We start from the raw sequence: 19,437 nt of genomic DNA, 5'->3' as shown, positions 1-19,437 counted from the left end.
GCTTAGAGGTGCTAATGAAAGTTGATGGTATTCAGGCAGAAATGCGCGCCATGATGGTAGAAGCAACCAATACTGCTCCTACTGCAAGTGGGGCGAAAGTTGGAGCAGATTTTAATGATCTCCTAACTAAAGCCATCAATAACGTGAACACACTTCAAAAAGCATCCGGTGACTTACAAACCCGTTTTGATCGTGGTGATGCCGATGTTTCCCTTTCTGACGTTATGATTGCTCGTAACAAGTCTAGTGTCGCTTTTGATGCGACGGTTCAAATTCGCAATAAACTCGTTGAGGCGTATAAAGACCTCATGAACATGCCAGTGTAATTTAGGTAATAAGTGTGGCAGACAAGTCTACAGATTTAACCGTCACTGAAGGCGGCTCAGATGGTGCACTGGTAGCAAGTTCCGACGTAGATGTGGAGAGTCAAAATCCAGATCTAGAGGAGCGCAGTGCGTCAAAATTTGATATGGCAGTGGGTGACCTTGATTTACTTCGTCAAGTTGTACTTGTGCTGTCAATCTCCATCTGTGTTGCATTGATCGTGATGCTGTTCTTTTGGGTCAAAGAGCCGGAGATGCGCCCGCTTGGAGCGTATGAGACCGAAGAGTTGATCCCCGTTTTGGATTATCTGGACCAGCAAAAAATCAATTACAAGCTTGATGGTAATACCATTTCTGTTGAATCGAGCGAATACAACTCGATCAAACTTGGCATGGTTCGCTCGGGCGTAAACCAAGCCACAGAGGCGGGCGATGATATTTTGCTGCAAGATATGGGCTTTGGCGTATCACAACGTTTAGAGCAAGAGCGCCTTAAACTCAGTCGAGAACGTCAGTTGGCTCAAGCGATTGAGGAAATGAAGCAAGTTCGTAAAGCGCGAGTCTTATTGGCGCTACCAAAGCACAGTGTTTTTGTGCGTCATAACCAAGAAGCATCAGCGTCCGTATTTTTGACACTGTCGACTGGTACGAACCTCAAACAGCAAGAAGTTGATTCTATCGTCGACATGGTGGCGAGTGCCGTTCCGGGAATGAAAACTTCCCGCATTACCGTCACAGATCAGCATGGTCGTTTGCTCAGTTCAGGCTCTCAAGACCCTGCTTCTGCTGCGCGACGCAAAGAGCAAGAATTAGAGCGTAGCCAGGAACAAGCGCTGCGTGAAAAAATTGATTCAGTGCTATTACCTATTTTAGGTTATGGCAACTACACGGCGCAGGTCGATATCCAAATGGATTTCAGCGCGGTTGAACAAACTCGCAAACGCTTTGATCCCAATACCCCTGCAACCCGCAGTGAGTACGCATTAGAAGATTACAATAACGGCAATATGGTAGCGGGTATTCCGGGGGCGTTAAGTAATCAGCCTCCAGCGGATGCCTCTATTCCGCAAGATGTGGCTCAGATGAAAGACGGTTCTGTCATGGGACAGGGTTCGGTGCGTAAAGAATCCACGCGTAACTTTGAGCTTGATACCACCATCAGCCATGAGCGTAAGCAGACAGGGACGGTTGCTCGTCAGACAGTTTCTGTTGCGATTAAGGACCGTCGTCAGGTCAACCCAGATACGGGAGAAGTGACCTATACCCCTATGTCCGAATCGGAAATTAATGCTATTCGCCAAGTCTTAATTGGTACGGTTGGTTTTGACCAAGGCCGTGGTGATTTGTTGAATGTACTGAGTGTGAAGTTTGCAGAGCCTGAGGCTGAACAGCTGGAAGAACCACCAATTTGGGAGCACCCTAACTTTAGTGACTGGGTTCGTTGGTTCGCAAGTGCATTGGTGATCATCGTTGTCGTATTGGTATTGGTTCGCCCAGCAATGAAGAAGTTGCTTAACCCTACCAGTGATGACGAAGACGAAATGTACGGACCAGACGGCTTGCCGATTGGCGCGGATGGTGAAACTAGCCTGATTGGCAGCGACATTGAAAGCAGCGAACTGTTTGAGTTTGGTTCAAGTATTGATTTGCCAAACCTTCATAAAGATGAAGATGTATTGAAAGCGGTTCGCGCTCTGGTCGCGAATGAACCTGAACTGGCTGCTCAAGTAGTGAAAAACTGGATGAATGACAATGGCTAACGATATCGTACCTCAAGATGATAACGCCGCGGGAATGCCAGTTGAGCTGGATGTCTCAACCATTACTGGCGAAGAAAAAGCAGCAATTTTGCTACTGAGCCTCAATGAACAAGATGCCGCTGGCATTATTCGTCACCTAGAGCCAAAACAGGTCCAGCGTGTGGGTAGTGCGATGGCTAAGGCGAAAGATCTCAGCCAAGACAAGGTGTCAGCCGTTCACCGTGCGTTTTTGGAGGACATCCAGAAATACACCAACATCGGCATGGGCAGCGAAGACTTCATGCGTAATGCGCTGGTGGCGGCTCTTGGTGAAGACAAAGCCAACAACTTGGTTGATCAGATCCTACTTGGTACGGGGTCAAAAGGCTTGGATTCGCTGAAATGGATGGACCCACGACAAGTGGCGAGCATCATTGTCAACGAACACCCGCAGATCCAAACCATCGTATTGTCTTATTTAGAAGCAGACCAATCCGCGGAGATTTTGTCTCAGTTCCCTGAGCGCGTGCGTTTGGATCTGATGATGCGTATTGCCAACCTTGAAGAAGTTCAGCCATCGGCACTGGCAGAGCTGAACGAAATCATGGAGAAACAGTTCGCGGGTCAAGCTGGCGCTCAAGCAGCCAAGATTGGTGGCCTGAAAGCGGCAGCGGAGATCATGAACTATCTAGACAACAACGTCGAAGGTTTGTTGATGGAACAGATTCGCGATCAAGACGAAGACATGGCGACGCAAATTCAAGACTTGATGTTTGTCTTCGAAAACTTAGTCGAAGTGGACGATCAAGGTATTCAGAAATTGCTGCGTGATGTACCACAAGACGTGTTGCAAAAAGCACTTAAAGGTGCCGACGATTCTCTGCGTGAGAAGGTATTTAAGAACATGTCGAAACGAGCGGCTGAGATGATGCGTGATGACATCGAAGCGATGCCGCCAGTTCGCGTGGCGGATGTCGAAGCGGCACAGAAAGAAATCCTGGCGATCGCTCGTCGCATGGCCGATGCAGGCGAACTCATGTTGTCTGGCGGTGCGGACGAATTCTTATAATCTCTATTGCTCCGCGATTATCCTATTGCGGAGCGCCCTCACTTCTTAATCGAATACATAATAGGTAACCCATGGCTGGCGAAAGAAAACGTGGATTTATCCGTCCTGATGAAGATGATTCGATGATCGAACCACAACGTTGGGGGTTGCCTGATTACGGCGAGCCCAAAGCCAAGCAAGCAAAACAAACCGCGTTTAACTATGACCCGGGTTGGGTACCGAATCTTGAAGAGCCAGAAGAAGAGCAAGCACTTGAGCTAACCGAAGAGCAGATAGAGCTGATCAAGCAAGGCGCTTATCAGGAAGGTTTGTATCAAGGTCAAGAAGCCGGCTTTAAGCAAGGTTATGAAAAAGGCAAAGAAGAAGGCCTGCAAGCGGGCCATGCTGAAGGGCTGGAGCTTGGAAAAGCCGAAGGCGTGACCGCAGGTCAAGAATATATTCAGCAGCAAGTCGAAACCTTTATGAACTTGGCCAATCAGTTTACTCAACCTTTGGAGTTGATGAATGCTCAGGTTGAAAAGCAGCTGGTGGATATGGTGCTCTGTTTAGTCAAAGAAGTCGTGCATGTCGAAGTACAAACCAACCCTCAAATTATTTTAGACACGGTTAAGCAGTCGGTTGAAGCGCTGCCAATATCAGGTCATCCCATTACCTTGCACCTGAATCCAGAAGACGTTGCGATTATTCGCTCAGCTTACGGCGAAGAAGACCTTGATTGCCGCAACTGGACGTTGGTTGCTGAGCCATCACTCAATCGAGGCGACGTCCAAATTGAAGCGGGTGAATCAAGCATTAACTACCGTATGGAAGAGCGCGTCAAAAGCGTGTTGCACAGTTTTTGTGGTGCAAACCGTCATCAAGAGGGTGAGTAATCCATGCAAGCATTGGCTGACCGTTTAAAAAACTACAAAGTTGAAGGCTTAACGACGCGCCCAGTTGCCTCTGGCAAACTGGTTCGAGTGGTTGGGTTAACGTTGGAAGCGACAGGCTGTCGCGCGCCAATTGGCAGTTTATGCTTAGTGGAAACCATGTCCGGTCAGATGGAAGCCGAGGTCGTCGGTTTTTCAGGTGATAACCTATTTTTGATGCCAAGCGAGCAAATTACGGGCATTTTGCCTGGCGCTAGAGTGACGCCATTAACAAGTGACGCTGGCTTGCCTGTTGGCATGGAGTTACTTGGTCGCGTGATTGACGGGGTTGGTAATCCGCTTGATGGACTTGGCCCGTTGTATACCGATCATCGCGCCTCTTTTAATGCTGAGCCAATCAACCCGCTGGCTCGAAAGCCAATTTCAGAGCCACTTGATGTGGGCTTGAAAGCGATTAACGGATTATTGACGGTAGGTAAAGGTCAGCGTATCGGTCTGTTTGCCGGCTCTGGTGTGGGTAAATCGGTCACGCTTGGCATGATGACGCGAGGTACAACCGCACAAGTTGTTGTGGTCGGTCTGATAGGTGAGCGTGGACGCGAAGTTAAAGAGTTTATCGAAGAGATTTTAGGTGAGGATGGACGACGTCGCTCTGTCGTGGTGGCTGCGCCTGCCGATGCTTCACCATTGATGCGTTTGAAAGGCTGTCAAACCGCCTTAACCATTGCAGAGTACTTTCGCGATCAAGGTTTGGACGTTTTGTTATTGATGGATTCCTTGACGCGTTTTGCGCAAGCACAGCGTGAAATCGCCCTTTCTGTTGGTGAGCCGCCTGCGACAAAAGGCTATCCGCCATCTGTGTTCGCCAAGCTACCTGCTTTGGTTGAGCGTGCGGGTAACGGAAGCGCCGAACAAGGCTCAATTACGGCGTTCTTTACCGTGTTGACCGAGGGCGATGATTTACAAGACCCGATTGCGGATGCATCGCGGGCAATTCTTGATGGTCACATTGTGCTGTCCCGTGAAATGGCGGATGCAGGCCATTATCCTGCGATTGACGTCGAAAAGTCGGTTAGCCGTGTTATGCCGCAAATCACCACTGAAGAACATGTTCTGATGTCGAAAGCGGTACGTCAGGTCTTGTCGATTTGCCGCAAGAACCAAGATTTGGTCTCGATTGGGGCGTACAAGCCGGGCACCGATCCTGCTATCGATGGCGCGTTTACATTGAAGCCAAAGTTAGACGAATACTTACAGCAGAGCATGAAAGAATCGGTGCCATACGATATGTGCGTCAACATGCTTAGAAACATTTTAGGCGGGTGATAGCGCATGAACAATGCGATGGAGTTCCTACTTGAGCAGACTAAAGAGCGTGAAGATCAAGCCGTACTTGCGCTGAACAAAGCGCGCTCTGAACTTGAAGATTATTACCGTCAGGTTGAGCAAATCGAAAAGTATCGCCTTGATTATTGCCAACAGCTTATCGACCGTGGCCAGGTTGGCTTAACGGCAAGCGAATATGGGCATTTAAATCGCTTTCTCACTCAGCTAGACGAAACGTTATCTAAGCAGAAACAAGCAGAAAGTCATTTCAAAGAACAGGTAGAAAACTGTCAAGAGTACTGGTTAACAGTACGCAAAGAACGCAAATCCTATGAGTGGATGATCGAAAAGCGTGAGAAAGAGAAACAGCTTGCTGAAGCCAAACGGGAACAAAAGCAAATGGACGAGTTTTCAACGTTGCTTTACAGCCGTCGAGCGAAGCCTTTTTAATGTTTAAAAGTTGATGTTGCTTCCACTTATGACACTCGTTTTGTCACTGCAGCAATGAGCTTGTTATTGGCGTAATTTTTGCAGATATCTTTGTAGATGATCACCCCAATAACCTAAATTTGCCACCGTGTGCAATTTAGCAGCGGCCTAGCGCTCGAAGCTGCTGATAATGAGAATTTCTATATGAATGTGAATTTGTCCAATGTTTCTGCGACGAGCAAGACGTCAGTGTCTGACTCTGCCGCACAAGCACCTACAGAAAACGCGGAGAACAAGGGATTTTTAGAAACCTTGACGGATGCGTTTTCAGGTTCACAAAAGTCAGAAAAAGTAGCAACGAAATCACTAAATGGTGAAGAACAAAACAGTGCCGAGATTAACAAGCTTTCGTCTGGCGAAGCTGATAGCCAAGAAGCGGTCACAGATGTGGCTCAAGCGAGCAGTAACGATACCGAAGAGTTGCTGGCGCAAGAAAGCCAAGACACTGCTATTCAAGAGCAAAGCCGCTCTGGCGACATGCTGACAGAGCATGCGAACACCATTCAAAGTGATGAAGCAAGCCTACTGGAAGCCAAACAAGGCGCGCACTCGCAAAATGATGCTGATGTCACTGAGAAAGTCGGTTCACTCTCGAACGCCCCTTCAGCTGCTAATGGCGCAAAAAGCGCGATGGGTGAAGGACAACAGCTGCTTGGTCGTATTGAACAAGCGAATCAAACCTTGAACGCGAATAATGCATCCATCGATAGTGGCAAAGTTTTGCCTCAACGAGCGGGTTTAGAACACTCGTTCAACGGGCAAACAACAGACATTGATGAACTTGCTTTGAATGACATGCCATTAGCTCAATCGCTTGAACAAGTGCAGGCAATGGCTGGGCAAGGCTTAGAGCCAATTTTAGATAAGAATGGTCAACCTATAGATGTCGATAAGCTCTCGTCTGAGTTTGCTACTTGGCAAGGTATGGCTAAACAAGTCAGTCACCCAACCGAGAAGGGCATGGTCAGTGGTGACGTTGCCAATGAACTATCGCCACTGGAGGTGGGTTTGGATGGCTCTAAAATTGATGCGCTTCAGCGTGTTTCCTTGGATGAACTCGAACTCATAGATACCAAACTGGCGCAGGGAAAACCACTGACTCAGCAAGAAACAGAGATCATAGAAGGGTTGAAAAAAGGGACGGTCATTGCCGATATTCCTGAGCAAGATCTTGCCCAGTTTGTTGCGCTTCCTACTGACGTTAAACAGGTTCTCGCCGAGCAGCAAGTACAACATCATTTGGCTCGCCAGGCTACACCTATGGGGATGTCTCAGCAAGCCCTTAATTTTGCGACTCAATCAGCTCAGCCGCAAGCTGTTCAGAGTGCAGATAAAGTCGCAGTATCTCCGATGCCAGATGCGTTGGCCGCAGCTCATTTGCCGACTGCGCTTCAAGGCGTGAAGGACGGAGAGGTTAACCAGAAAGTTGTGAATGCCGCATTGGCTGCTGGTGCACTTAAAGCGACAGCGGATAAGCAAGATAAACCAGAACTTCAACATGGTTTAGCAGGGCAGCTTCAGGCGATGGCGGGTCAACAAGGAACAAACGTGCAGCAACAAGCGCGTATTGATGCCGCGCAGCAAGCTCAGCTTCCGTTGCAACTGACCAAAGAGCTAGCCAATGAGCAAGTGGCGGAAAAAGTGCAAATGATGATGTCGAAGAACCTAAAAAACCTCGATATTCGTCTTGATCCACCAGAATTAGGTCGTATGCAAATTCGTATGACGATGAACAACGATGTAGCTAATGTGCATTTTACGGTGAACAACCCGCAAGCGCGTGACATCATTGAACAGACGCTTCCTCGCTTGAGAGAGATGTTGGCGCAGCAGGGCATGCAATTGGCTGATTCTTCTGTTCAGCAACAAAATAGCGGGCAGCAGCAAGGTAGGTATACTGCTGAGCAACATGGTCAAAGCGCTCAAGGCAGCGGTTTTTCTGGACAATCAGAAGAGAGCTTTGATGCTGACGTCAATCTGGATTTGAATGTGGCTTCAAAGCGTGATGGAATTAGCTTTTACGCATAACAGGCCGTTTAAAGGCAATAATACAAGGTTACCAAACGACTTCCTTAAGCATCTCGGTAACCTAAAAGAACAATAAGAGACAACAATGGCAGAAGAACAGTTACAAGGGGCCGATGCGCCGAAAGGAAAAGGTAAGTTACTTATCATCATAATCGCTGTTGTGGTATTGCTACTTGGCGGTGGTGCAGCAGCATTCTTTCTCATGGGCTCTGATGAACCAGCTCAGGCTGAAGCGTCTCAACAGGTTCAAGCGAAGGCATCAGATGCCTCGCCCATTGCCTACGTGAATCTTCCTCAGGCATTTGTATTTAACGTTACTGGGGACCGTCGCGACAGACTGGTACAAATTAAAGCGCAGTTAATGGTTCGCGGCGCAGAGAATGAAGAGTTGGCGCGGTACCATTCGCCACTGATTGAGAGCTCTTTGTTATCAACGTTTGCTTCGGCGACGGTTGATCAGTTGCGTTCTCCAACGGGACGAGTGGAATTGCGCGATCGTGCTTCCGAAGATATCAAAGCAGCGCTAAACGCTGCGGTCGGTAAGCCAGTGATTGAAAAAGTACTGTTTACAGATTTTGTTATTCAATAGGTAAAACGTGACCGATCTATTAAGCCAAGACGAAATTGATGCGCTATTGCACGGAGTTGACGATGTTGATGACGTCGATGAACCGATAGAAAACGACAACGAAGGTGCCGTCAATTTTGATTTCTCGTCGCAAGACAGGATTGTACGTGGTCGAATGCCGACGCTCGAACTTATCAACGAGCGCTTTGCACGACACATGCGTATTAGTCTGTTTAATATGCTGCGTAAAACGGCAGAAGTGTCGATCAATGGCGTGCAGATGATGAAGTTTGGCGAATACCAAAACACATTGTACGTGCCAACCAGTTTGAACATGGTGCGTTTTCGTCCGTTAAAAGGTACAGCATTGATCACCATGGAGGCTCGCTTAGTCTTTATTCTGGTAGAAAACTTCTTTGGTGGGGATGGTCGATTCCATGCCAAAATCGAAGGGCGCGAATTTACCCCAACGGAACGCCGCATCATTCAGCTGCTGCTGAAGATTGTATTTGAAGACTACAAAGAAGCGTGGTCGCCAGTGATGGGGGTGGAGTTCGAATATCTCGACTCTGAAGTAAACCCAAGTATGGCTAACATTGTCAGCCCGACAGAAGTGATTGTCGTGAGTTCTTTCCACATTGAGGTCGATGGTGGCGGCGGCGATTTTCATGTCGTTATGCCTTACTCCATGGTTGAGCCGATTCGTGAACTGTTGGATGCAGGTGTTCAGTCCGACAAGATGGAGACAGACGTCCGTTGGAGCTCAGCATTACGTGAAGAGATTATGGATTGTCCGGTTAACTTCCGCGTTAACTTGCTTGAAAAAGACATCTCTTTGCGTGACCTCATGGAATTGCAACCGGGTGACATCATCCCGATTGAAATGCCAGAACATGCGACAATGTTTGTGGAAGACCTGCCGACCTATCGCGTAAAAATGGGCCGTTCGGAAGACAAATTAGCGGTGCAAATTTCTGAGGAAATTGAGCGCCCACATGTAGTCAAAACAGATTTAGCTTTTTTGGGCAAAGACATCATGTCTGAGCTTGAGAATGAAGACGATATAGACGATTAAGATACCTTGTTGAACAGACATGCTTTGGCATTAAATAAGGCTTAACACAGGATAGAAAAATGGAACCAAGTGACGATCAAAAGCTAGCAGATGAATGGGCAGCCGCTCTTGGCGAAGACCCGTCTGCACCTTCTGTTGACGTAGATGAAGTATTGGCCGCGCCACTGGAAGAGCTAAAAGACACTTCAAGCCCAATTACCGAAGATGAGCGTCGTAAACTCGACACCATCATGGATATTCCGGTGACGATTTCGATGGAAGTCGGTCGTTCACAAATCAGCATTCGGAACTTATTGCAGTTGAACCAAGGTTCGGTTGTTGAGTTGGATCGTCTAGCGGGCGAGTCATTGGACGTATTAGTCAACGGTACACTGATTGCGCATGGCGAAGTCGTGGTCGTGAACGATAAGTTTGGTATCCGTTTGACGGATGTGATCAGCCAAACTGAACGAATTAAGAAGCTACGTTAAGATGAGCCGCTCAATCAAAACGCGATTGACGCAAATCACTGGAGCACTGAGCTTAATGCTGAGTGCTCCTTATGCATTTGCTGCCGCACCAAATAATCTGGATCTTGCGACGACACTGGGCTCGCTTGTGCTTGTGATCGGCGTGATTCTTTTGTTGGCTTGGCTACTTAAACGTATGCAAGTGCCGGCGATGGGACAACAAAAAGGCTTGCGTATTGTGAGTCAGTTGCCAGTGGGCACCAAAGAAAGAATCGCCGTAGTTCAAGTGGGTGAAGAGCAGTTTTTGGTTGGAATTACCAGCCAATCAATCCAAACGTTAGCCAAGTTAGATAAGCCACTGAAAGAGGAAGAGTTGGCGACCAATGCTTTTGCGACTCAATTTAGCCAACTGATCAAAAAACATGACAAAGGGTAACCCGATTCGTTTGCTCCTGAGCACGTTGTTGCTTTTCGTCGGCGTGCTGTTTTCTTCATTTTCGTTTGCTGAGGCAGAGGAGTCTGCTCTGCCTGACAACTTGGCCGATGGAAGTAGCGTCACTGTTCAGGCGATGCAAAGTGATACTGGCGCCAGTCGTGCTATGTCCGTTTCTAGTGGTGGTGGCATCCCTGCGTTTACCATGACCACAAACCCAGATGGCAGTGAAGATTACTCGGTTACACTACAAATTTTAGCGTTAATGACCATGCTTGGCTTCTTGCCTGCCATGGTGATTCTAATGACGTCGTTTACTCGAATTGTTGTGGTGATGTCGATATTGCGTCAGGCAATGGGTTTGCAACAAACGCCGTCTAATCAGGTCATCATTGGTATAGCGCTGTTTTTGACCTTCTTTGTTATGTCTCCCGTCCTGAACGAAATCAACGATAAAGCCGTTCAGCCTTATTTGAATGAGCAAGTCACTGCGAGAGAAGCGTTTGATGCTGCACAAGCACCAATGAAAGCTTTCATGCTTAAACAAACCCGAATCAAAGATTTGGAGACGTTCGTAACCATGTCAGGAGAGCAAGTTGAGAACCCAGAAGATGTGTCGATGGCGGTGTTGATTCCGGCTTTCATCACCTCGGAGTTAAAAACTGCATTCCAAATTGGTTTTATGCTCTTCTTGCCGTTTTTGATTATTGACCTCGTGGTAGCGTCGGTACTGATGGCAATGGGTATGATGATGTTGTCACCAATGATTGTTTCGTTGCCGTTCAAGTTGATGCTGTTCGTATTGGTCGATGGTTGGAACTTGATACTTTCGACACTCGCGGGCAGTTTTGCCCTTTAGATAAGCGCAGATAGAGGATAAGACATGACACCAGAAATGTTTGTCGAGCTTTTCCGTGAAGCACTTTGGATGGTGCTTATCATGGTCTGCGCCATTATCATCCCAAGTTTGCTTATCGGCCTTATTGTTGCGATTTTCCAAGCTGCGACTTCCATCAACGAACAAACATTGAGCTTCTTGCCGCGTTTGATTGTCACGCTTTTGGCTCTAATGCTATTTGGTCACTGGATGACGCAAATGTTGATGGAATATTTCTATGGCTTGATTGAGCGCTTACCTCAGGTGCTTTATTAGAGGCGCCTATGGAGTACCCCACTAGCGTTGTCTTAGATTGGATCGCAAACTATTTCTGGCCTTACGTTCGTATCTCTTCCATGCTGATGGTGATGACGGTAACTGGGGCTCGATTTGTCTCACCACGAATCCGCCTTTACCTCGGGTTAGCCATTACTTTTGCCGTCATGCCAGCGATCCCTGCAGTGCCTCAAGACATTGAGTTGCTCTCGTTTCGGGGTTTTATGACCATTGCCGAGCAAATGATCATCGGTATTGCGATGGGTATGGTCACTCAATTTATGATTCAAACCTTTGTCTTGTTGGGACAAATATTGGGTATGCAATCAAGTTTGGGTTTCGCTTCTATGGTTGATCCCGCAAATGGTCAGAACACGCCATTGCTTGGTCAGCTATTCATGTTTTTGACGACAATGTTTTTCCTTGCCACCGATGGGCACTTGAAAATGCTGCAACTGGTCGTGTTCAGCTTTAAAACCTTGCCGATTGGTTCCGGCTCGCTCAACGCGGTTGATTTCCGTGAAATGGCAGGCTGGCTTGGTATTATGTTCCAAACGGCACTGAGTATGTCGCTATCTGGCATTATTGCGCTACTTACCATTAACTTGTCGTTTGGTGTAATGACCCGTGCCGCACCACAGCTGAATATCTTCTCGCTTGGTTTTGCTTTTGCTTTGATGGTGGGCCTATTACTTTGTTGGTACATACTGGCTGGCCTTTACAGTCATTATGAAATGTTCTGGACAGTGGGTGAGGCGCAGATTTGTCGGCTCATTCGCTTGGAGTGCTAAGATTTGGCAGAATCAGACGGTCAGGAACGCACCGAAGAAGCCACGCCCCGACGGTTACAACAAGCCAGAGAAAAGGGGCAGGTCGCTCGATCTAAAGAGCTCGCATCAGCATCTGTGCTGATCGTTGGCGCCATTTCACTGATGTGGTTTGGCGAGGCGTTAGCACGCTCACTGTTTTCCATCATGAGCCGTTTATTTGATCTTCAACGAGAAGAGATTTTTGATACGGCAAAGCTATTTGACATTGCTTTAGGGGCGATGACCGATTTGTTGTTCCCTCTATTTTTGGTGCTAGCTACGTTGTTTACTGCCGCCATGATTGGTGCTGCGGGTGTGGGAGGAATCAGTTTTTCTGCTCAAGCCGCTATGCCAAAGCTGTCGAAAATGAATCCGCTTAGCGGTTTAAAGCGGATGGTCGGAATGCAAAGCTGGGTGGAGTTGATCAAATCAATACTCAAAGTGGTTTTGGTTACTGGTGTGGCGATCTATTTGATCCAAGCATCGCAGGCGGATCTGATTCAATTAAGTATGGATGTGTATCCGCAAAACATCTTCCATGCTTTAGATATTCTGCTGAACTTTATCTTGTTGATCAGCTGTTCGCTGTTGATCGTGGTTGCCATCGATATTCCATTTCAAATCTGGCAGCACGCTGATCAGTTAAAAATGACCAAGCAAGAAGTCAAAGACGAATATAAAGAAACCGAGGGTAAGCCAGAGGTCAAAGGACGCATTCGTATGCTGCAAAGAGAAGCGGCTCAACGTCGTATGATGGCAGATGTTCCTCAGGCTGATGTTATTGTTACCAACCCAGAGCACTTTTCGGTTGCGCTTCGTTATAAACAGAAGACAGACCGTGCGCCAGTAGTGATCGCTAAAGGTACTGATCACATGGCAATGAAGATTCGAGAAGTCGCCCGAGAGCATGACATCACAATTGTACCTGCTCCGCCACTTGCTCGTGCGCTGTACCATACTACTGAGCTAGAACAAGAGATCCCCGATGGATTATTTACTGCGGTGGCTCAGGTTTTGGCATTTGTATTCCAGTTGAAACAATACCGAAAACGAGGTGGACAGCGCCCCAAAATTCAGGATTACGATTTGCCAATCCCGCCAGAACACCGGCACTAATACTGAAAGAAGCTTAATTCTAAAAAAGCTAATTTAATCAGATATTAAGCTCTACTTGAGTGTTTAGTCATTATTTTGGCGTTAATTATGGTACATAGCTTGCTTAAAACGCCTTAATTATCAACCATACCTAAACTTTTAGGCCAAAGCGGTCGCGTATTAATAGTAAGAGCTAACGTGACGCTTCAATCGATTGAGATCTCTCGTAGTATGAAGTTAAGCCTGCCATTTGCAGATAAATTGCCACGAATCCCTCAGCGTGAAATGCCAGCTATTGGCGCGCCGGTGATGGTTTTGGCCACCTTAGCGATGGTGGTGCTGCCTATTCCAGCCTTTTTGCTGGATATGTTCTTCACCTTTAACATCGCGTTGTCGATGGTGGTGTTGTTAGTGACCGTTTACACACGTCGTCCGTTGGACTTCGCCGCTTTTCCGACGGTACTGCTGATCGCGACCTTGTTGCGTTTGGCGCTGAACGTTGCTTCGACACGTGTCGTCTTACTGCATGGTCATGAAGGCGGCAACGCGGCAGGTAACGTAATTGAAGCGTTTGGTAATGTCGTTATTGGTGGTAACTATGCGGTCGGCTTAGTGGTTTTCCTCATCTTAATGATCATCAACTTTATGGTGGTGACCAAAGGTGCAGGTCGTATCTCTGAGGTAAGCGCTCGCTTCACCCTTGATGCGTTGCCAGGTAAGCAGATGGCGATTGATGCGGACTTAAACGCCGGATTGATAGACCAAGAACAAGCAAGAGTTCGTCGTTTTGAAGTGACCAAAGAAGCGGATTTCTACGGTTCAATGGATGGTGCCTCGAAGTTCGTAAAAGGTGACGCGATTGCCGGTATTTTGATTCTGTTTATCAACATCATCGGCGGTCTGTCGATCGGTATGGCGCAGTATGGATTGGGTTTCGGTGAGGCAATTGAAATCTATACTTTGCTGACGATTGGTGACGGCCTAGTTGCACAGATTCCATCGCTATTGCTGTCGATTGCAGCGGCGATGATGGTGACGCGTCAAAACACCGATGAAGACATGGGTGAACAGCTGGTCTTCCAGATGTTCGACAACCCAAAAGCACTGATGATTACCGCAGCTATTCTCGGTGTGATGGGCATCGTACCGGGCATGCCACACTTTGCGTTTTTGAGTCTGGCGGTCGCGGCTGGCGCGGCGGCGTATTTTATCGATAAACGCCAAAAGCAGAAAGCGAAAGAACCGGCTTTACCAGCGAAAGCCGACGAAGGTGCAGAGCCTTCATCACAACGCGAACTATCTTGGGACGACGTCCAGCCAGTCGATATTATTGGCCTAGAAGTGGGTTACCGCTTGATTCCGCTAGTGGACCGAGACCAAGGTGGAGAACTGTTAGAGCGCGTAAAAGGTGTGCGTAAAAAGCTATCGCAAGATTTTGGGTTCTTAATCCCTGCGGTTCACATACGTGACAACCTTGAACTGACGCCAAACAGCTATCGAATCACATTAATGGGGGTTGCGGTCGGCGAAGCTGAGATTCGTCCGGATCAAGAGCTAGCGATTAACCCAGGTCAGGTGTATGGCATGATTGATGGCGAGCCAACCATTGACCCTGCATTTGGACTGGAAGCCGTATGGATTCGCGAAGATCAGCGTGAGCATGCTCAGGCGTTAGGTTATACGGTTGTTGACTCATCGACAGTATTAGCGACGCACCTGAGCCAGTTATTGACTAATAACGCATCGCAGTTGATTGGTCATGAAGAAGTAGAGAATTTATTAGAAATGTTAGGACGCAGCGCGCCTAAGTTGGTTGAGAACTTTGTTCCTGATCAGTTGCCTTTAGGTGTGGTGGTGAAAGTCCTACAAAACTTGTTAAACGAGGCCATTCCAATCCGCGATATTCGCACGATTGTTCAAACTTTGGCTGAGTACTCAAGTAAGAGTCAAGAAGCTGACATATTGACGGCAGCAGTTCGAATTAGTCTAAAACGTCTAATTGTTCAAGAAATCAATGGTATAGAGCCTGAGCTGCCAGTGATTACTTTGATACCTGAGCTGGAACAAATATTGCATCAAACTATGCAAGCATCAGGAGGCGAATCCGCGGGGATTGAACCGGGGCTCGCTGAACGATTGCAGTCTTCACTAAGCCAAGCGACACAGGAACAAGAATTGAAAGGCGAGCCAGCCGTTCTGCTTACTTCCGGTGTATTACGCTCGACGTTGGCGAAATTTGTGAAGAACACAATACCTAATCTCCGGGTACTGTCTTATCAAGAAATCCCGGATGAAAAACAGATCAGAATTGTGCAAGCCGTGGGTAACTGATCTCACGCATCATTAATGGATTCATAGTTTGAAAATAAAGCGATTTTTTGCCAAAGACATGAGAACGGCGCTGCTCCAAGTGAAAGAGGAGTTAGGCGCGGAAGCGGTGATCATGTCAAACAAGAAAGTGGCTGGTGGGGTGGCGATTGTTGCGGCGATAGATAGTGAATCTAACCCGTCTCAAGCAAGCGCAGCGTCACAACAAAATCGCGGTGCTTCTCAATCGAATCGCTATAACGAACATCGTCAAATGTCATCGTCTTCTGCAGATCGTTATCAAGATCGTCATTTAGATGAAGATAAAATTAGCCTGAACAGTAATAACAGTAACAACGAAAAAACAGGCTCGATGACGCAGCGATTCGCTAACATGCTTAAGCAATATAGTGGTGGTGCAGCAGATGCTGACGATCATGTAGCGGAAAATGAAGATTCGCTCTCTGCTTTATTGCAACGCCAGAATAAGCATCGCGACGGCTACAACCAAGAAAAGCCAGCGCCATATCAACCAGATTCACCTTTGGCGAAGTTAATCGCACAAGATAATCGATTTGAGCGTCCAACGCCGAAGCTGGATCCGACACGCTATGATCGCCGCCGTCCAAGTGATGAGCGAGAAGAGTCTGCAGATGAGCTGGAGAGTATGCGCGAAGAGATGACGTCAATTCGTCGTCTTCTAGAGCATCAAGTCTCTGGCCTAATGTGGCAGGAAGTGGAACGTCGTGAGCCGCTCAGAGCAATGCTGATTAAGCGCTTAGAGCGTATGGGCGTTTCTCCGGAGTTAGCAGACCAAATGGCTTGCTATATCCCGGAAGATACAAAACCAGCGCGAGCGTGGAAAGCGTTGTTGTCGCTGGTGGCGGATCAAATCAATATTCCTAAACAGGACATTTTAAAACGTGGTGGTGTGGTCGCACTGTTAGGTCCGACGGGGGTTGGAAAAACAACCACCGTTGCGAAGCTCGCAGCACGTGCCGCCATGGAATACGGTGCCGACAATGTGGCCCTTGTGACAACAGATACATATCGCATAGGTGCACATGAGCAGCTCTCAATTTACGGAAGAATCATGGGTTGTCCCGTAAGAGTTGCTAAAGATTCTAACGAGTTAGCCGATGTTATATATCAGCTAAGAAACAGAAGACTGATTTTGGTCGATACGGCAGGGATGGGGCAACGAGATGTCAGGCTTTCTGAGCAGCTCGATACTCTAATGCAAGAGAGCGGAGAAGTGATTCACAGCTACCTTGTTTTGCCAGCTACCGCACAACGTCGCGTTCTACAAGAAACGCTGGATCACTTCCGACGCATACCACTTTCGGGTTGTATTATGACGAAGCTTGATGAGTCATTAAGTCTAGGCGAATTCATCAGTGTAGTGATTCAAAACGCAATGCCAGTGGCTTACATAGCTAATGGCCAGCGCGTGCCAGAAGACATTGTGATAGCGCAACCAAAATATATGCTTGCGAAAGCAAATGAACTGTTAGAGAAGTCGACAGAGAACGAACCTCACTTTTGGAACAGTGACAGTGAAGGACTCTAAGGCGGCGGACTACTATGACTGAGAATATGATACACGATCAAGCAAGCGGCCTCCGTCGCTTAACACAACCATCGTTGACCAAAGTGATTGCTGTTACTGGCGGCAAAGGTGGTGTGGGGAAATCAAACGTAACACTGGGTCTGGCGATTTGTATGGCTCGCCAAGGCAAGAAGGTGATGGTTCTCGACGCTGATTTAGGTCTGGCCAATGTGGACGTGATGCTCGGAATTCGTGCAAAACGCAATCTAGGACATGTCTTAGCGGGTGAATGTGAGCTAAAAGATGCGATTGTCGAAGGGCCTTATGGTATAAAGATAATCCCTGCAACTTCTGGCACGCAGAGCATGACTGAGCTTTCTCACGCTCAACATGCTGGACTCATTCGAGCATTTGGTAGTCTTGAAGACGAAATGGACGTCCTGCTGATAGATACCGCCGCAGGCATTTCTGACATGGTAATCAGTTTTTCGCGAGCAGCTCAAGACGTTGTTGTGGTTGTGTGTGATGAACCAACTTCAATCACAGATGCATATGCGTTAATTAAGCTGTTAAGTAAAGAACACCAGGTCCAACGCTTTAAAGTTGTAGCAAATATGGTCAGAAGCTACCGTGAAGGGCGAGAATTGTTTGCAAAGTTGACGCTAGTCACAGAGCGATTCTTGAATGTCAGCCTTGAACTCGTAGCATGTATTCCATTAGATGATAAAGTACGACAGGCTGTAAAAAGACAAAAAATTGTCGTTGATGCGTTCCCTCGCTCACCTGCCGCTTTAGCTATTAGCTCACTAGCAAACAAAGCGTTAACGTGGCCACTACCGAAAACACCAAGTGGACACTTGGAATTTTTTGTGGAAAGGTTGCTAAATCGTACCGAATTCGCAGAGGACCCTTTTGGTGAATAAAGCGATAACCTATGACCAACATGGCAAGTTTAATAGCCAGCAAGCGTTTATAGAGCGCTACTCAGTGTTGGTTAAGCGCATTGCTCACCACCTATTAGGCCGTTTACCGCCGAGTGTTCAGGTAGAGGATTTAATTCAGGCCGGCATGATCGGTCTTATCGAAGCTCAGCAGAATTATGATGGTTCTAAAGGTGCGAGCTTTGAAACTTATGCAGGTATCCGTATTCGCGGTGCAATGTTAGATGACATGCGCAAAGGCGATTGGGTACCGCGTTCTGTTCATAAAAATAATCGAGAGATTAACCAAGCGATTGCGGAACTGGAAGGCGAATTAAATCGAGATCCTACTGATTCTGAAGTAGCCACGCATCTCGGTATGACACTGGATCAATATCATAGTGCTCTGACCGATATCAACTGCTCAAAATTAGTCGGTATTGAAGATTTAGGCGTTTCTGATGATGTGATTTCACCTGCAGATGAAACTGATGACAGTAACCCGTTCAAAGGGGTTGCCGATGAATCATTTCGAAAAGCACTGGTTGAATCAATAAAACAGCTTCCAGAGCGTGAAGCTTTGGTACTTTCGCTTTATTATGATGAAGAACTCAATTTGAAAGAAATTGGCGATGTGTTAGGCGTAAGCGAATCTCGCGTAAGTCAAATACTGAGTCAAGCGATGCAACGTTTGCGCACCAAGCTCAGTGCGTGGACACAAAATGACTAAAAACACTGATTTTACGATTCAGTGGAGGCAATTTTGAATAAAAACATGAAGATCCTTATTGTTGATGATTTCTCAACAATGCGCCGTATTGTTAAAAACCTGCTTCGTGACTTGGGTTTCAATAACACTCAAGAAGCGGACGATGGTTTAACCGCATTACCAATGCTGAAAAAAGGTGACTTCGATTTTGTTGTAACTGACTGGAACATGCCAGGTATGCAAGGCATCGATTTGCTTAAACACATCCGCGCGGATGCAGAACTTAAGCATTTGCCAGTTCTAATGATCACGGCTGAAGCGAAGCGTGAGCAGATCATTGAAGCTGCTCAAGCAGGCGTAAACGGCTACATTGTTAAGCCATTTACTGCTGCAACATTAAAAGAAAAATTAGATAAAATTTTCGAGCGTTTATAACTCTCTCTTTTTCTCTTTGTTATTCGAGTCATTCATACCAATTATTAAATACCTATTAAATGACTCGTTTAGCGTTTTTAAAGTGATAAGAA

General features: G+C 47.1%; 20 protein-coding genes. All 20 read left to right on the top strand.

Going from position 1 to position 19,437, the window contains the following annotated elements; genetic code table 11:
• The first annotated feature begins 14 nt into the window (after positions 1-14).
• Positions 15-326 (top strand): flagellar hook-basal body complex protein FliE, encoded by a 312-nt coding sequence (gene fliE / locus J8Z23_RS11745; RefSeq protein WP_012841525.1) that lies wholly within the window; start codon positions 15-17, stop codon positions 324-326.
• Positions 327-340: 14 nt separating this feature from the next.
• Complete coding sequence (fliF, locus tag J8Z23_RS11740) at positions 341-2,083, top strand: flagellar basal-body MS-ring/collar protein FliF (protein ID WP_006741698.1); 1,743 nt, start codon at positions 341-343, stop codon at positions 2,081-2,083.
• Positions 2,076-3,131, top strand: a complete 1,056-nt coding sequence (gene fliG, locus J8Z23_RS11735; protein WP_012841526.1) for a flagellar motor switch protein FliG — start codon at positions 2,076-2,078, stop codon at positions 3,129-3,131. The genes fliF and fliG overlap by 8 nt, the downstream gene beginning before the upstream one ends.
• A 71-nt stretch (positions 3,132-3,202) precedes the next feature.
• Positions 3,203-4,003: a flagellar assembly protein FliH gene (fliH, locus tag J8Z23_RS11730; protein WP_124008404.1), complete on the top strand. Its 801-nt coding sequence runs from the start codon at positions 3,203-3,205 to the stop codon at positions 4,001-4,003.
• Between the two features lie 3 nt (positions 4,004-4,006).
• Positions 4,007-5,326 carry a flagellar protein export ATPase FliI gene (gene fliI / locus J8Z23_RS11725; RefSeq protein ID WP_046875538.1) on the top strand — a complete coding sequence of 440 codons (1,320 nt, stop codon included), beginning with the start codon at positions 4,007-4,009 and terminating at the stop codon, positions 5,324-5,326.
• Between the two features lie 6 nt (positions 5,327-5,332).
• On the top strand, positions 5,333-5,776 hold the full coding sequence (gene fliJ / locus J8Z23_RS11720; protein ID WP_182034840.1) for a flagellar export protein FliJ: 444 nt from the start codon (positions 5,333-5,335) through the stop codon (positions 5,774-5,776).
• 183 nt (positions 5,777-5,959) lie between these two features.
• The gene (locus J8Z23_RS11715) at positions 5,960-7,843 is read left to right on the top strand and encodes a flagellar hook-length control protein FliK (RefSeq protein ID WP_434633627.1); all 1,884 of its coding nucleotides are present in this window, start codon (positions 5,960-5,962) and stop codon (positions 7,841-7,843) included.
• An 85-nt stretch (positions 7,844-7,928) separates the two neighbouring features.
• Positions 7,929-8,432, top strand: a complete 504-nt coding sequence (gene fliL / locus J8Z23_RS11710) for a flagellar basal body-associated protein FliL (protein ID WP_012841529.1) — start codon at positions 7,929-7,931, stop codon at positions 8,430-8,432.
• A 7-nt stretch (positions 8,433-8,439) separates the two neighbouring features.
• Complete coding sequence (fliM, locus tag J8Z23_RS11705; protein WP_006741703.1) at positions 8,440-9,486, top strand: flagellar motor switch protein FliM; 1,047 nt, start codon at positions 8,440-8,442, stop codon at positions 9,484-9,486.
• 59 nt (positions 9,487-9,545) lie between these two features.
• A complete protein-coding gene (gene fliN, locus J8Z23_RS11700) occupies positions 9,546-9,956 on the top strand; it encodes a flagellar motor switch protein FliN (protein WP_012841530.1) in 411 nt (136 codons plus the stop codon).
• Between the two features lies 1 nt (position 9,957).
• The gene (fliO, locus tag J8Z23_RS11695) at positions 9,958-10,371 is read left to right on the top strand and encodes a flagellar biosynthetic protein FliO (protein ID WP_046875540.1); all 414 of its coding nucleotides are present in this window, start codon (positions 9,958-9,960) and stop codon (positions 10,369-10,371) included.
• Positions 10,358-11,227 (top strand): flagellar type III secretion system pore protein FliP, encoded by an 870-nt coding sequence (fliP, locus tag J8Z23_RS11690; protein ID WP_006741704.1) that lies wholly within the window; start codon positions 10,358-10,360, stop codon positions 11,225-11,227. The genes fliO and fliP overlap by 14 nt, the downstream gene beginning before the upstream one ends.
• A 24-nt stretch (positions 11,228-11,251) precedes the next feature.
• The gene (fliQ, locus tag J8Z23_RS11685; protein WP_012841532.1) at positions 11,252-11,521 is read left to right on the top strand and encodes a flagellar biosynthesis protein FliQ; all 270 of its coding nucleotides are present in this window, start codon (positions 11,252-11,254) and stop codon (positions 11,519-11,521) included.
• Positions 11,522-11,529: 8 nt separating this feature from the next.
• Complete coding sequence (fliR, locus tag J8Z23_RS11680; RefSeq protein ID WP_005384463.1) at positions 11,530-12,312, top strand: flagellar biosynthetic protein FliR; 783 nt, start codon at positions 11,530-11,532, stop codon at positions 12,310-12,312.
• A 3-nt stretch (positions 12,313-12,315) separates the two neighbouring features.
• Positions 12,316-13,446: a flagellar biosynthesis protein FlhB gene (flhB, locus tag J8Z23_RS11675; protein ID WP_006741705.1), complete on the top strand. Its 1,131-nt coding sequence runs from the start codon at positions 12,316-12,318 to the stop codon at positions 13,444-13,446.
• Between the two features lie 210 nt (positions 13,447-13,656).
• Positions 13,657-15,756 carry a flagellar biosynthesis protein FlhA gene (flhA, locus tag J8Z23_RS11670; RefSeq protein ID WP_041853026.1) on the top strand — a complete coding sequence of 700 codons (2,100 nt, stop codon included), beginning with the start codon at positions 13,657-13,659 and terminating at the stop codon, positions 15,754-15,756.
• A gap of 28 nt (positions 15,757-15,784) precedes the next feature.
• Positions 15,785-17,302, top strand: coding sequence for a flagellar biosynthesis protein FlhF (flhF, locus tag J8Z23_RS11665; protein ID WP_012841533.1), 1,518 nt, complete (start codon positions 15,785-15,787; stop codon positions 17,300-17,302).
• Positions 17,303-17,316: 14 nt separating this feature from the next.
• Complete coding sequence (locus J8Z23_RS11660; protein WP_005380498.1) at positions 17,317-18,204, top strand: MinD/ParA family protein; 888 nt, start codon at positions 17,317-17,319, stop codon at positions 18,202-18,204.
• Positions 18,197-18,931: an RNA polymerase sigma factor FliA gene (locus J8Z23_RS11655; RefSeq protein WP_048625854.1), complete on the top strand. Its 735-nt coding sequence runs from the start codon at positions 18,197-18,199 to the stop codon at positions 18,929-18,931. Before J8Z23_RS11660 ends, J8Z23_RS11655 begins: the two co-directional genes overlap by 8 nt.
• Positions 18,932-18,976: 45 nt before the next feature.
• Positions 18,977-19,345, top strand: a complete 369-nt coding sequence (gene cheY, locus J8Z23_RS11650) for a chemotaxis response regulator CheY (RefSeq protein ID WP_017635949.1) — start codon at positions 18,977-18,979, stop codon at positions 19,343-19,345.
• Positions 19,346-19,437: the final 92 nt, after the last annotated feature.

It is taken from the genome of Vibrio sp. SCSIO 43086 (genome assembly GCF_051132235.1).
In the GTDB taxonomy this organism is placed as follows: domain Bacteria; phylum Pseudomonadota; class Gammaproteobacteria; order Enterobacterales; family Vibrionaceae; genus Vibrio; species Vibrio diabolicus.
This window is presented reverse-complemented; position numbering and strand designations above follow the sequence as displayed.

What these genes read in the sequence shown, in the direction of transcription:
- fliE (WP_012841525.1), top strand. Translation starts at nt 15, where the DNA reads ATGAAAGTTGATGGTATTCAGGCAGAAATGCGCGCCATGATGGTAGAA.
- fliG (WP_012841526.1), top strand. Translation starts at nt 2,076, where the DNA reads ATGGCTAACGATATCGTACCTCAAGATGATAACGCCGCGGGAATGCCA.
- fliH (WP_124008404.1), top strand. Translation starts at nt 3,203, where the DNA reads ATGGCTGGCGAAAGAAAACGTGGATTTATCCGTCCTGATGAAGATGAT.
- fliI (WP_046875538.1), top strand. Translation starts at nt 4,007, where the DNA reads ATGCAAGCATTGGCTGACCGTTTAAAAAACTACAAAGTTGAAGGCTTA.
- fliJ (WP_182034840.1), top strand. Translation starts at nt 5,333, where the DNA reads ATGAACAATGCGATGGAGTTCCTACTTGAGCAGACTAAAGAGCGTGAA.
- J8Z23_RS11715 (WP_434633627.1), top strand. Translation starts at nt 5,960, where the DNA reads ATGAATGTGAATTTGTCCAATGTTTCTGCGACGAGCAAGACGTCAGTG.
- fliL (WP_012841529.1), top strand. Translation starts at nt 7,929, where the DNA reads ATGGCAGAAGAACAGTTACAAGGGGCCGATGCGCCGAAAGGAAAAGGT.
- fliN (WP_012841530.1), top strand. Translation starts at nt 9,546, where the DNA reads ATGGAACCAAGTGACGATCAAAAGCTAGCAGATGAATGGGCAGCCGCT.
- fliO (WP_046875540.1), top strand. Translation starts at nt 9,958, where the DNA reads ATGAGCCGCTCAATCAAAACGCGATTGACGCAAATCACTGGAGCACTG.
- fliP (WP_006741704.1), top strand. Translation starts at nt 10,358, where the DNA reads ATGACAAAGGGTAACCCGATTCGTTTGCTCCTGAGCACGTTGTTGCTT.
- fliQ (WP_012841532.1), top strand. Translation starts at nt 11,252, where the DNA reads ATGACACCAGAAATGTTTGTCGAGCTTTTCCGTGAAGCACTTTGGATG.
- fliR (WP_005384463.1), top strand. Translation starts at nt 11,530, where the DNA reads ATGGAGTACCCCACTAGCGTTGTCTTAGATTGGATCGCAAACTATTTC.
- flhA (WP_041853026.1), top strand. Translation starts at nt 13,657, where the DNA reads ATGAAGTTAAGCCTGCCATTTGCAGATAAATTGCCACGAATCCCTCAG.
- J8Z23_RS11660 (WP_005380498.1), top strand. Translation starts at nt 17,317, where the DNA reads ATGACTGAGAATATGATACACGATCAAGCAAGCGGCCTCCGTCGCTTA.
- cheY (WP_017635949.1), top strand. Translation starts at nt 18,977, where the DNA reads ATGAAGATCCTTATTGTTGATGATTTCTCAACAATGCGCCGTATTGTT.